At 40.3% G+C, this 13508-nt stretch carries 12 protein-coding genes; 5 read left to right on the forward strand and 7 right to left on the reverse strand.

Annotated elements, in window-relative coordinates:
* The first annotated feature begins 87 nt into the window (after nucleotides 1-87).
* From M2408_RS05255 to M2408_RS05270, 4 genes are all read left to right on the forward strand, one after another.
* The gene (locus tag M2408_RS05255; RefSeq protein ID WP_259179914.1) at nucleotides 88-1344 is read left to right on the forward strand and encodes a YeiH family protein; all 1257 of its coding nucleotides are present in this window, start codon (nucleotides 88-90) and stop codon (nucleotides 1342-1344) included.
* Nucleotides 1345-2054: 710 nt separating this feature from the next.
* Nucleotides 2055-4652 (forward strand): TonB-dependent receptor, encoded by a 2598-nt coding sequence (locus M2408_RS05260; RefSeq protein WP_259179916.1) that lies wholly within the window; start codon nucleotides 2055-2057, stop codon nucleotides 4650-4652.
* A 179-nt stretch (nucleotides 4653-4831) separates the two neighbouring features.
* Nucleotides 4832-5380 (forward strand): RNA polymerase sigma factor, encoded by a 549-nt coding sequence (locus M2408_RS05265; protein ID WP_259179917.1) that lies wholly within the window; start codon nucleotides 4832-4834, stop codon nucleotides 5378-5380.
* Entirely contained in the window at nucleotides 5370-6068 is a 699-nt protein-coding gene (locus tag M2408_RS05270) for an energy transducer TonB (protein WP_259179919.1), read from the forward strand. Before M2408_RS05265 ends, M2408_RS05270 begins: the two co-directional genes overlap by 11 nt.
* 59 nt (nucleotides 6069-6127) lie before the next feature.
* Here M2408_RS05270 and M2408_RS05275 read toward each other — a convergent pair whose 3' ends face one another.
* The 7 genes from M2408_RS05275 to M2408_RS05305 all read right to left on the reverse strand — a co-directional run bounded on the left by M2408_RS05275 (nucleotide 6128) and on the right by M2408_RS05305 (nucleotide 12982).
* Complete coding sequence (locus tag M2408_RS05275; protein WP_259179921.1) at nucleotides 6128-6691, reverse strand: nitroreductase; 564 nt, start codon at nucleotides 6689-6691, stop codon at nucleotides 6128-6130.
* Nucleotides 6692-6718: 27 nt separating this feature from the next.
* A complete protein-coding gene (gene pepT, locus M2408_RS05280) occupies nucleotides 6719-7981 on the reverse strand; it encodes a peptidase T (RefSeq protein ID WP_259179924.1) in 1263 nt (420 codons plus the stop codon).
* 163 nt (nucleotides 7982-8144) lie between these two features.
* Entirely contained in the window at nucleotides 8145-8972 is an 828-nt protein-coding gene (locus tag M2408_RS05285) for a DUF4197 domain-containing protein (RefSeq protein ID WP_259179925.1), read from the reverse strand.
* A gap of 244 nt (nucleotides 8973-9216) precedes the next feature.
* Nucleotides 9217-10053, reverse strand: coding sequence for an endonuclease/exonuclease/phosphatase family protein (locus M2408_RS05290; RefSeq protein WP_259179927.1), 837 nt, complete (start codon nucleotides 10051-10053; stop codon nucleotides 9217-9219).
* Between the two features lie 233 nt (nucleotides 10054-10286).
* On the reverse strand, nucleotides 10287-11054 hold the full coding sequence (locus M2408_RS05295) for a glycerophosphodiester phosphodiesterase family protein (protein WP_259179928.1): 768 nt from the start codon (nucleotides 11052-11054) through the stop codon (nucleotides 10287-10289).
* 109 nt (nucleotides 11055-11163) lie between these two features.
* A complete protein-coding gene (locus M2408_RS05300; RefSeq protein WP_223581695.1) occupies nucleotides 11164-11811 on the reverse strand; it encodes an HD domain-containing protein in 648 nt (215 codons plus the stop codon).
* Nucleotides 11804-12982 (reverse strand): class I SAM-dependent RNA methyltransferase, encoded by a 1179-nt coding sequence (locus tag M2408_RS05305; RefSeq protein ID WP_259180325.1) that lies wholly within the window; start codon nucleotides 12980-12982, stop codon nucleotides 11804-11806. Before M2408_RS05305 ends, M2408_RS05300 begins: the two co-directional genes overlap by 8 nt.
* Nucleotides 12983-13059: 77 nt before the next feature.
* Here M2408_RS05305 and M2408_RS05310 point away from each other — a divergent pair, with 77 nt between their 5' ends.
* Nucleotides 13060-13434, forward strand: a complete 375-nt coding sequence (locus tag M2408_RS05310; protein ID WP_120260264.1) for a DUF3127 domain-containing protein — start codon at nucleotides 13060-13062, stop codon at nucleotides 13432-13434.
* The last annotated feature ends 74 nt before the right edge of the window (nucleotides 13435-13508 follow it).

Raw genomic sequence — 13508 nt, forward strand, 5'->3', positions numbered from 1 at the left:
GAGAGAACTCTTCGGCCATTTTTGTGTTACAATAACGAAAAGTAGCAGCAATTATATTAAATTTAGCCTTTTAATACTAACCGTTATATGACATCGTCAAGATCATTTGCACTTACAGAAGACTGGGTAGTCGTCATTTTGGGACTCGCTACCATTTTTTTAGCACTTTCGGGTATTTTTGCACCTGTACCTAATTTTTCCTGGGGTAACTCTTCCGAACTGACCGCCACAATTTTTGATTCGGCCAATCTCAACAAGATTTTCCAGCAGTTTATCTTTGTCTTTGCGACAGGTATTCTGGGGGCAGTTTTGCTCGGTAAATCTGTTAAATATCTACTGGTCGTATTTCCTGTAGTGTTTATTCTGACTGTATTCGCGCTGGTATTAGCGGGCAATTCGACAGTGAAAGAATATAACCTCGAGGCTGTTATTTTTAGTTTGATTATAGGTTTGGTCATTAGCAATTGTTTTAAGCTGCCTACCTGGTTTAAAGAGGCCTTGAGTACAGAATTGTATGTCAAGATCGGATTGATTCTATTGGGTACCACCGTTATCTTTGGGGATATCCTTAAAGCGGGTTCGTTAGGGCTTATCCAAGCTTTGGCAGTTGTGTTGTCAGTGTGGTATTTCGCTTTTTGGCTCTGTAAAAAATTGAAAATTGACAAGGAGATGTCCCTGATGTTGTCCAGTGCAGTTTCTATTTGCGGTGTTTCAGCGGCCATTGCTACTTCCGGAGCCATTAAAGGTGATAGCAAAAAACTTTCTTATGTGATTTCCCTGGTGTTGATCACTGCAATTCCAATGATGATTTTTATGCCTTATATGGCTGAATGGATGGGCTTATCGCAAGAGGTGACCGGCGCATGGCTAGGAGGTAGTATCGATACAACAGGAGCCGTTGTTGCTTCAGGTTCCCTTGTTGGAGAGGAAGCGTTAAAAATCAGTACAATTGTCAAATTCTCGCAGAATGTATTGCTAGGACTCGCAGCATTCGCGATCAGTATTTATTGGACCTATGCAAAATCTGTGGATGATGAAACAAAGCGGGATAAACCGACACTAAAGATTATCTGGGAACGCTTTCCTAAATTTGTGCTTGGGTTTGTATTTGCGTCGCTATTATTTTCCTTTGTAATTTCTCCTGAAAAAATTGATGCCGTCAAGGGTAGTCTGAAAAACCTGCAAGGACTCTGGTTTACCTTGGCATTTACTTCGATCGGTCTAGAAACCAATTTCAAAGACCTTTTTGTACAAGATAATAAGAAACCCCTTTATGCATTTTTGATTGCACAGACTTTTAATGTCGTAGTGACTTTGTTGATCGCATTGGTGCTGTTCCGATAACTTATAGATAAAGATATGGGCCGAATACTTTCGGAGTTAAATAACATTTACAAAAAAAGTCTGCCATCCTTGGCGGACTTTTTTGTTCTACCTTTTTTCATTTTCTCAATCTCGCAATAGTTCTGCCGAATGGCCTCCAAGAAAATAGATGATTCAATTTTTTCTTACTAAAGTGTTTGGTTTGTCGAATAAGACAATGTTGGTCGCGCATGAAAAAGCAAAGCTAAACCTTAGGGAAATGTCTCATGTATAGGAATGGATGTGAATGGTTTATACAAAAAATATAATGTATAAAATCTATTTTGTGTTATGTAAGTGACTGTTAGTTAGTGTTTAATGATGGTTTGTGAAAAAAATATTTATAAAATCTATCAAATTAGTAGTCTTTTAAAAAATATTTCTATATTTGTACTGTCGTCCTGATTTACAGTGAGTCACGAGGACTGGCAAAAAATGAGCATACTTAATTATGGAAAGAATGAAAAAAGATTACTTTTTAAAAACAAGCTTACAGATTACTTCATTGGAAGTGGTTTTTACTACCCTAGGAAATAGTGAAAAACGAATGTGTTGTTAAAATTTCTCTCTTACACTCTCTTATATTAGAAAAGGGAAGCCGAGGCTTCCCTTTTTAAACAAAGTTTTAACAATGAAACAAGTTCTATTGGCGTTGGCACTTGTTTATTTTCACTATTAAACTGAATAAATTTATGAAAAAAAATGCTATTTTTCGAATTAGCGTCATTTTTAGCTTGCTTTTAGCTGGTTCTTATCAGACTTATGCGCAGGTAGAAAATCCTAAACCCATTATAAATGCTTCATTAACAGGTACTGTGATAGATGCGGTTACAAAAGAGCCTCTACAGGGTGTAACTGTCCAAATTGAAGCAGTTACCCACCAGGTGAAGACCGATAGCAAAGGCGTATTTCAATTTGTTACCGGACAGAAACTGCCGTTTTCACTTATTGTATCTATTGTAGGTTATCAGACACGGCGGGTTGTCGTGGATCAGTCGCCTGCCGTGATCGAATTGACCCCCCGGTTGGAAGCTTTAGACCAAGTCGTTGTGACTGCCCGTAGACGCAAGGAGCAATTGCAGGATGTACCGATTCCCGTTTCTATTATCCGTGGAGCGGCATTGGAAGATGCCGGAGCCTTTAACGTCAACCGGCTGAAAGAACTTGTTCCGACGGTACAACTGTATTCTTCCAATGCACGTAACACGACACTGAATATCCGTGGACTTGGTTCAACTTACGGTCTTACCAATGATGGTATCGACCCTGGTGTCGGATTCTATCTGGACGGTGTTTACATCGCTAGGCCAGCTGCGACTTGGTTAGATTTTATTGATATTGATCAGATCGAAGTACTACGGGGGCCACAGGGTACACTCTTTGGTAAAAACACCACTGCCGGAGCCTTTAATATTACTTCACGGCTACCCCAATTTACACCGGAGGCTAATGTTGAAGTTAGCTATGGCAATCAGGGATTTATTCAGGCAAAGACATCCATCTCCGGACCGCTGGCTAAGAATCTAGCTGCCCGGGCTTCCTTTTCGGGTACACAGCGGGATGGTAACCTGTTTAACGTCCATACCAATCGAAAAATCAATGATATCAATAACCTCGGATTTAGGGGGCAATTGTTGTTTACACCGACTGAGAATATCAAATTGGTGCTCTCAGGAGATGTATCGTCCCAAAAACCCGATGGGTATGGATGGGCAGTCGCAGGTGTGGTCAAAACCCAACGAGCTGATTACCGACAATTTGATGCTATTATCAAAGATCTAGGTTATGAGTTGCCTTACAAAAGTGCATTTGAACGTAAGATTGATCTCGATACACAATCCAAAGCTGATAATAAATTGGGTGGTGTAGCGCTGAATGCGGACATCAAAATTGGAGAGGGAACATTGACGTCTACTTCCGCTTGGCGAAAATGGACTTGGGTACCACTCAATGACAGGGATTATCTAGGCCTTCCTGTCTATACAGTTTCCGCAGGTAATTCAGTCCATAATCAATGGTCACAAGAATTTAGGTATTCGGGCAAAATCAGTGAGAAAGTAAGTGGTGTAGTCGGCTTATTTGGCCTTTGGCAGGATCTTGGTACTGATCCTGTGCATACAGAGGAAACAGGATCCGCATTCTGGCGTTTTCAGAAAAGTTCGACGAGCGCCTTATGGGAGACTCCAGGATTATTTGACAATTTCGGGATTAAGACTGTTTATGGAATCAAAAGCACAAGTTTAGCCGCTTATACACAGATTGACTGGGAGGTGACCTCCAAACTTCATATCTTACCAGGACTGCGCTATAACTACGACAAAAAGAAAGCAAACTACGATAGACAGACCTATGGTGGACTACAGACATCCGATCCGGCGCTGTTGGCACTAAAAAATGGGGTCTATACCAACCAAACTTTTGATATAAACGCGGATGCGGATAATTTCTCAGGACAACTGTCTGCGAAATACCGTTTCAACCCCAAGATTAATGCTTATGCAACCTACTCCATCAGCTATAAGCCAATTGGAATCAATGTTGGCGGATTGCCAACAGCAAATGGTGCTGTGCTACTAGATCTAGCTGAAGTAAAACCAGAAGCGGTTCGCCACAAAGAGTTGGGCGTGAAAACTAACCCAACACGCAACTCGATCCTTAACTTATCCGTTTACCAGACTGATATCAAAGATTATCAAACACAGGTACAAACGCCAGAACCAGGTGTGAATCGGGGATACTTGGCCAATGCTGAGAAAGTACGTGTCAAAGGGGTGGAGTTGGACGGTAATATTAATATTGGTCACTTTCTGCGCCTGAATGGTGCGCTTGCCTATACAGATGCGAAGTACGTAAAATTTACAAATGCACCAGTTCCGCTGGAAGAAGTTGGTGGGCCGCAGGCTTTCAAGGATATTTCGGGCGGAGTGCTTCCAGGAGTATCCAAATGGTCTTGGTCTTTGGGTGGAGAAGTTAATCAGAGTGGTAAACTGATCGGTATCAATGGCTCCTACTTCTTGGGAGCGGATCTTTTCCATCGCTCCAAATTCTCTTCAAGCTCATCTCCATCGCAGTATTTGAATATAGATGCTTATACTTTGCTGAATGCACGTTTGGGCTTTAGGGGCTCGAATGGCGTTTCAGTTTTTGTGTGGAGCAGAAATTTGACAAATAAAGATTACTATGAGCAATTGCTCGCAGCTCCGGGGAGTTATGGTCAATATGCCGGAGTCGTAGCTGATCCGAGAACCTACGGCGTAACGCTCCGGTATAATTGGAAACAGGGAAATTAGGACTGTAATTCATAACATATTTTCATTAGCCGTCTCTGATTTATTTAGAGGCGGTTTTTTTGTATCCGAAAAGAGAGATTGTGTCAATAGAAATTTTATCGATGATAATTTGCAACCTCTACTTGCTTTATTTATGGAAAACCGTATCTTAATTCATCATTAAGGTGAAAGATTTGCGCATGAACGAAAAAGAGCTATTACAACATTATAAAAAAACAGGAGACCTGTCTGCGCTGGGGAAATTATATTCGCCGTATATGTCCTTGCTTTATGGTGTGTGCTTCAAGTATTTGCAAGATCCCGATCGTAGCCAGGACGCCGTCATGCAGATCTTTGAAGAGCTGATTCCGAAACTGCGTCATTACGAGGTTGATAATTTTAAAAGCTGGTTGCACGTATACAGTAAGAACTATTGTTTAATGCAATTACGCAAAGATAAACGGACGACACAGGTGGATATTGAAGATAATTTGTTTGAAAGCGAACAAAAACTCAATACCAGTGAAGAGGCAAAATGGGAGGAGCGGGATTTTGAAAAACTAGAAGGTTGTTTGCAGACTTTAAATGAAGAGCAAAAAGAATGTGTACGTTTGTTTTATCTGGAACAAAAGTGCTATAAAGATATCGCAGATTTAACAGGATATGATTTGAATAAAGTCAAGAGTGCCATCCAGAATGGAAAACGCAATCTGAAAATCTGTATGGAAAGGAAAGAAAATGGAAAATAATTATCAGTTATCGCGAATTCATAATTACATCCATGGTCTAATGAGCAGAGAGGAAATGTTTCAACTGGAAAAAGAAGCATTGGAAGATCCCTTTTTACAGGATGCCATAGATGGATACCGATTACAGAATGGAGTTGATGCAAAGCAATTAAGTTTGCTGCAGCAGCGGCTTAGCCGTCGGGTGGAAAATACCGTAGCGACAAGACATGCACAATATTATACTTGGCAACGTTTAGCTATTGGCGCAGCGGCAGGGGTTTTGTTTGTTGTTTTATTAGCGCTTCTATATTTTAAACATTTCAATGGTAAAGCCGAACGGACGACAGATGTCACGCTGAGTGAACCAGAAAACCTTGTAGCGATCGAGCCTCTGTTGGATGGTGGTGATGCTGCTCCGGTCGGTGGATGGAAAGCCTTTGAACAATATTTAAACAATCAGGTGAGGGATGGCGGAAAAGGTGGGGAGATTATTGTTAATTTCACAATCGGAAAGGATGGATTGCCTGATCAGATCCACGCAGAAGGAACACCCGAGCAAGCTCTTTTTGACGAGGCTGTACGACTTCTTCAGTCAGGTGCTAAATGGCAAGGGACAAAAGGGCGCCTGAAGATCACTTTTCCGCTGAAGGAGATGAAGAATTCTGCCCAGTCGAATATCATCAAACCAACACATTGTTTTGGGATATAAAACCAATAAGGGCCCGAATCATTCGGGCCCTTATTGGTTTTATATTATGTTGCGGTACCTTATTCTTCCCAGCGAATTTTTTCTTCGATAGGCGTACGTACAGGTTCGCGCGCATCTGATTCATGATGTCCTAAGTAAAATAGGCCGATACATTTTTGGTTCTCTTCTAGATTAAGAAAGCCGCCCAAATGATTGATTAAGCCCGGTGTTGCCCAGTAACCACCAATATTCAACGAATGGGCAGCGAGCCACATATTTTCTACAGCGGCAGCAGTACAAGCCAATTCTTCCCATTCAGGAACTTCACCCGTATAATTGACGATAAGCGCAATGGCAACATTCGATTGTGTTGCTTTCTTGCCCATGGTGATCTCTGTCGCTTCCGTATATTTCTCCGTTGGTGTAACCGATTTATAGATACGCGATAATTCAGTACCCAAGCGTTGAAGTCCTTCTTTACGGAAGATCACAAAACGCCAAGGCTGTGTCCGTTTATGTGTTGGAGCAGCATTAGCTGCTTCTAAAATGCTAAGGATATCCTCTTTGCTTACTTCTTCATCGGTAAAAGAAGCCTGAAATACCGATCTTCTGTAGTGTATTGCTTTTAAAACGTCGTTTTTCATTAAAAATATGTTGATTTTAGAATGTACTTATGCTTTTTCTTCCCATAAAGATACAACATGCAAAATTGTTTTGACCGCTTTTTCCATATCTTGTGCTGATACCCATTCTTGCTTCCCATGAAATGCATGTCCACCCGCAAAGATATTAGGACATGGAAGTCCCATAAATGATAGGCGTGATCCATCGGTACCGCCACGGATACTTCTTCTTTCTGCGACCATACCAGCTCTTGTAATAGCTTCCATGCCAATTTCCATAATTTCTGGATACTGATCAAGGACCTCTTTCATGTTGCGGTATTGCTCTTTTACAGCGAATGTATAGGTACAATTTGGATAGCGTTCAACAATAGATTTTGCTATTGCTTCCAGTTCATCTTCATGTTTTTTTAGATTAGCTGTCGCATGATCACGGATGATAAATTGAATCTCAGCCTTCTCCACCGATCCACTGATATTCACGGGGTGCACAAAACCGTCTTTTTTATTCGTGCTTTCTGGGGAAAGTCTGTCTTTCGGTAGTGCATCAATGACGGCACTTGCGATTTTAATTGCACTTTGCATTTTTCCTTTTGCAAAACCAGGGTGCACAGAGACGCCATGAATTGTTAAAGTTGCTCCATCTGCCGAGAATGTCTCATCCTCAATCGTGCCGGCTTTTTCGCCGTCCATGGTGTAGGCAAAGTCTGCTGCCAGACGTTTTAAGTCTGCTTTATCAACCCCACGGCCGATTTCTTCGTCTGGCGTGAATAAAATCTTGATATCACCATGTTTAATCTCCGGGTGTTTCATCAATAGGCGTGCAGCATCCATTATTTCAGCGATACCAGCCTTATCGTCTGCTCCTAAGAGTGTTGTTCCGCTTGCCGTGATTACATCGTTTCCGATTTGATTGGCCAAATCGGGATGTTCTGCATATTTGATCACAATGCTATTGTCATCCGGAAGGACCAAATCTTGTCCTTGGTAATTACGATGTACCAATGGTTTCACATCTTTGCCCGAAGAATCCGGAGAAGTGTCCATATGAGAGCAGAAACAGATAACTGGAACTTTCTTGGACGTATTGGAAGGGATGGTCGCATAGATGTAACCATTTTCATCCATAGCAGCATCCGAAATGCCCAATGATAAGAGTTCTTCTACCAATAATTTACCTAGATTTTTCTGTTTTTCGGTAGATGGACATGTCGGTGAATTTACATCAGATTGTGTGTCAATCTGTACGTAGCGTTGAAATCTTTCCGAAACTGAAAAGTCACTTATGTTATTAATCTCAAATGTACTCATTTTAATAGCCTTAATGTGATAAGGGTGACCAAATTTACAAATTCTAATGGGCTTCGACCAAAAACAAACAAGACTTGTCAATAAACTGACAAGTCTTGTTTACTAGAGGTAATATTTCGCTAAAATCCTTTATCTTTTTCTTGGGACTAATCCTAAGTTTAGCTTATTTTTTGTCGTCGGCGTAGCCAAATACTTTCTGTAGGATATTTGTATTTCTGCTTCCGCCGATATTGTTTCTGATTTTTGATTCCTGATCAGCTACTTTGATAAACAAACCATCTATGGCCTTTTGTGTAACATAAGCAGTCAGATTTGTTTCCACTTTATTGCCTAGCGGTAAGTTATTATAGGCGCTGGTCAGCTGTGTCCAATATTGGTCAACATTGTTCACGCCCATTGCCGATTGAATGACCGGACTAAACTTGCTCGTTAATTCGGTTGATGTATTTGTTTTGAAAAATGTTGTTGCGGCATCTTGCTTGCTACCCAATAGAATATTGGTCGCATCAGTGATGGTCATCTTAGATAATGCATTTACGAATACCGGAGCGGCTTCTTTTACTGCACCCTCAGCGGCTCTGTTCATGCTTTGAATAAATTGATCACAAAGCTTGCCCATACCGACTGCACGAAGTGTTTTTTCTACTTTTTGGGCCTCTGCGGGCATTAAAATCTTTACTGCTGCATCACCTAAGAAGCCGTCTTTTTTTGCCAGAGACTCAATACTCAGGTTAAGACCATTGCTCAAAGCCTGTTTGATACCCAATGAAGCATCTTTATTTGATAATGAAGCCAATGGGTTCGACTTGTTCGAACCTGTTGTTGAAGAGCTCGCAGTTGACGAATTCGTCTTTTTCGTGCTGTCAGTTTGACTCTGATTTGCTTTATTCAGTGCATCGTTGATCTTTTTAAAGATTTGCGCTTCACTGTTGTTGGAGAATAAAAGCCCCGAAACAAATAGGGTACAATATAGTAATGGAAATTTCATCATGATATGTTTTGCTGTCAAAATTAAGGATATCGACCGTTAATTTTTGTAAAAGTTTAAATTGTCGGCTATTCTTTCCATTAGATTGTCCCTATCCGTAGCAGATACGCCACAACCTTAATGTAGCAAAAGCAAAGCATTGTCACAGCAGTCTTTGTCGGAAGGGAAAAAGTCTAACAATAAAACGCCCCAAAAAGGGGCGCTTTATCCGCTATATAATAAAATTGCTTTTTTAATTTAATATGGATTATTTCCACGAAAGTGTTGTTACAACAGGGAAGTGGTCAGAAGGAAATTTACTCAGGTAAGTGTCCGTCAAAATGCCGTATCTCTTCACCTGAAAAGGTTTGGTGATAAAGATATGGTCAATACGACCAGAAGCTCTTAGGCTCTTTCCCCAACCATTAAAAGAAGAGTTGGGTTCATATTTAAGCGGAGATACTTCATGCACATCTGTGACTACATTGCTCTTGGCAAGTGTAAAATAGGCCTCATCTTTTTCGTCTACATTGAAGTCGCCTGTTAAGATCAGTGGAAGATCCTTCGCAAATTCTTTTGCTTTGGCCAGGATCAATTTTGCACTTTCCGTGCGGGCTGTACGTCCGATATGGTCAAAATGGGTATTCATAAAGATAAAACGCTTTTTATTGGCTTTATCTTCAAAAATTCCCCAGGTGCAGATACGTGGTAAGGCCGCGTCCCAACCCTTGTTCGGATGTTCAGTATCTGTTGCAGAGAGCCAGAATGTACCACTTTTTATAGCTTTGAACCGATTGGTGTTGTAATAAATTGCAGAGTGCTCGCCTTCCTGTGCGCCGTCATCACGCCCCACACCAACATAATCGAATCCCGGAAGTAACGTTTTTAGATCCTGAACCTGATCATGAAAAGCCTCCTGAACACCGAATATATCGAAACCATGATACTTAATCAGATTGGTCAAAGGCTCTTTGCGGTCAACCCACATATTGCCAGTGTCTACTGTATTTCTTTGTCTTATATTATATGTGGCTGCAATAAAATCTTGTGCATAGGTGATATATGATAAGCATAATGCTGCTGCGAGAATAAAGTATTTTTTCATTAGAATAATTAGTTTAGGAATAATTACCTCATTAATATATAGATGTGCAGTATTCCGATTTTGCCCGTTGTTTAATTTCGAATTTCATTTGTATTTCCCACCTTGGGTCTCGTATCAATAAAGCCATAGGCTAAACTTGTTATATTCGACTTGTAGGAAATTAAAAGATCTTCAGTTTTGTTATTTTGCTGATCTTCAGTTTGTTTTGTTGGTAATAATCTCAGGGATAACCTTTATTTTTTCAATACCTGAAGCAACAATTCTGGTTCATCTGTTGTGATGAAGTCGATCTTTTGTCCAATTAGATTGCTCATTTCTTCTTCCGTATTGACTGTCCAGGCATTCACTTTCATACCCAATTGATGCGCTTCCTGCAACCAGCTTGCATTCTTTTTGAAGACTGAAAAATGATAATCTAGACCATTGATTCCTGCGGCATTCACATCAGCAGGTGATTTATCCCCATTTAGGTATTGGATATTTGCTTTTGGAGCGAGTTCATGAATCTTTTGACAAGCCTCAAAACTGAATGCGATATAATCTGTTATTTTCTCTGCTTTCAGATTTTTTACCATTTCAACAGACTTTGTTGCGGCCTCAAGAGTTCGTTCTACACCCAATTTGTTGGTTTTTAACTCCAGAACCAGACGTAAGCCCTTTAATTTTTTTCCTGCTTTGATATACTCTTCCAATGTTGGGATAGATTCCCCATTCGGATGTTTTTTTGCTAAGAGTTCTGTGTATGTTGCTGTTGCGATGTCAATCCCGTAGAAATCGTTGTCGTGGTTGACGACAAGAATATTGTCTTTGGTAAGGTGTACATCAAACTCGGAACCAAAGAGTTTAAGGTCATGTGCGGCTTTTAAAGAGGCAATGGAATTTTGAGGGAGGTGACTGTTTTTCCATACGCCACGATGTGCAATTGCTTTGGTCTGTGCAAATAGTGTTGCCGATGAAATGACCATAGCCAACGTCAGACAGCTAAAAATGTGTTTTTTCATATGTGTTAGTTTGAAAGCTGATTTTTACAGCATAAAAAAGTGGTACTTTTTATCCTGATTCACAAGATCTAAAGTACCACTTTTATATGTAGTTATTGTTAACTGTAATTTATTTTTTACCATTCCATTCTGCCATGAACTCATCCAAGAATCCAAGCATATATTGGTGACGGTGTTCCGCAATTCTTTTTGCGGCCTGTGTATTCATTTTATCTTTCAACAAAAGCAACTTCTCATAGAAGTGGTTGATTGTCGGAGCTTCAGAATGTTTGTAAGCTTCCTTATCTTTATATTCCTGTACCGGAATGTTGGGGTTGTACATTTCCCGGCCTTTATTGCCACCAAAACTAAATGCACGTGCAATACCTATTGCACCGATGGCGTCCAAACGATCGGCATCCTGTACAATTTCCATCTCTTTGGAATGGAAGGAAACTTCACCTAAACTTGCTTTGAAAGACATGTTAAAAATGATTTTTTTGACATGGTCAATGATTTCAGGAGAAATCTCTAGACTTGCCAAAAACTCTCCAGCAACGCGAGGGCCAATTGTTTCGTCACCGTCATGGAATTTGCTGTCCGCAATGTCATGCAGGAGCGCTGCTAATTCGCAGACCATGACATCAGCTTCTTCATCTTCTAAAATTAACTTCGTATTGTTCCATACGCGTTGAATATGCGACCAATCATGGCCTGCTTCTGCAAATTTCAAACGATCTTGCACAAATGCGACTGTGCGTTCAATAATGTTATTCATACAATACTTTTGTTTTTTCGCGAGTACCCTCGTATAATTCGTATTCTAATAATCTACAATCTAATTTACCGTTATAAAATTCTATACGTCTGGACGCACGGAGTCCAATTTTCTTTGCAAGATCCGGATTTCCGGTAAATATATAGCCTCTATAACCTTTGCATTCCTGTTTCATAAAATCACCCATACGTTTGTAGGTAATCTCCAACTTGGTATGCGTACCTAAACGTTCACCGTATTCTGGATTGAATAAGATGACACCTCCTTCTTTAGGAACGTGCGTTTCTGCAAAATCGCATACTTCAAATGAAATTAATTGTTCTACCCCTGCAGTGCGGGCATTCATCTTGGAAACATTGATTGCTTCTTCGGAGATATCCGTAGCAATAATTTGAGGAGCTGCTTTTTTATTGATTTGATCTTTTAGCAGGCGACGTTCCTGGAAAAAAACAGTTTCATCATAACCGATGAAATGCATGAATGAATAATTCATACGCAGTAGTCCCGGTTTTCTATTGGTTGCAATCAATGCCGCTTCAATGGCCAATGTTCCCGATCCACACATCGGATTAACAAAAGCGGATTCGCCATCCCATTTTGAGGCAATAATTGTTGAGGCTGCTAAGGCTTCCAGCATGGGTGCCTTACCGGGAATCTTACGGTAACCATGTTTGGCCAGCGTTTCTCCAGAGGTATCAATGAAAATTTCAGCACGGTCATCCTTCCAGTAGAGGTGAACGACAGCCTTGTTGTTTTCCGGACCAGAATTCGGACGCATACCTTTTTTATCTTTAATACGATCTACAATCGCATCTTTCACTTTGACATTCGCAAATAAAGGTGTACTAATTGTTTCATTGTCCACATTGGAACTCACAGAGAAATAACCATCGAATTGAATGAGCTCTTCCCAAGCAATCGTGCTCAGCTCTTCATAAAGCTCAGTAGGATTGTTCGCTGAAAATTCCTTTAACGAATATAGAATCTGCGAGGCGGTACGCAAGTTCAGATTGAGCTTGATCGCATCATTTACGCTGACTTTCAATTCGACTCCAGTAGGAAATGCTCTGACGATGTCAAAACCTAACTCTTTAACTTCCTGTTGTAAATACGGCGATAAGCGTTTATTGCACGTAATGATAACTTTATTGGGGGTGTTGAAAACTTCCATCATATTTTGTACAAAGTTAATTAAACTCTTCCTCAAAAATTGCTTAATTTTACGCTTTAATATTTATTTTTTTGATTATGGAAATTAGAGGAAAAGTACACGAGATAGGAGCGACACAACAAGTGACAGAATCATTCAAAAAACGTGATATGATTGTAGCTTATGCCGAAAACCCACAATTTGTTGAATATATCCGTTTTGAATCAACACAAGACAGAACTTCAATTTTTGATAACCTAGCTATTGGCGAAGAGGTAGAGGTATCTTTTAATCTTCGTGGTCGTCCTTGGACAAATAAAGATGGCGTAACGACATATTTCAATTCATTGGTTGCATGGCGTGTAACAAAACTAGGAAATGCTGCTCCAGCACCATCTACTCCAGGTTATGCTGATATGCCTGCTCCTGTAGATTTGTCTGGTTCATCAGATGATGATGATTTACCATTCTAGTCTGAAATAAGACATTCAAATCCTGTCAGCAAAGCCGATACATGAATTGTATGTATCGTATTTTGCCATACAGT

The organism is Sphingobacterium sp. BIGb0165, from assembly GCF_024810095.1.
Lineage (GTDB): Bacteria > Bacteroidota > Bacteroidia > Sphingobacteriales > Sphingobacteriaceae > Sphingobacterium > Sphingobacterium detergens.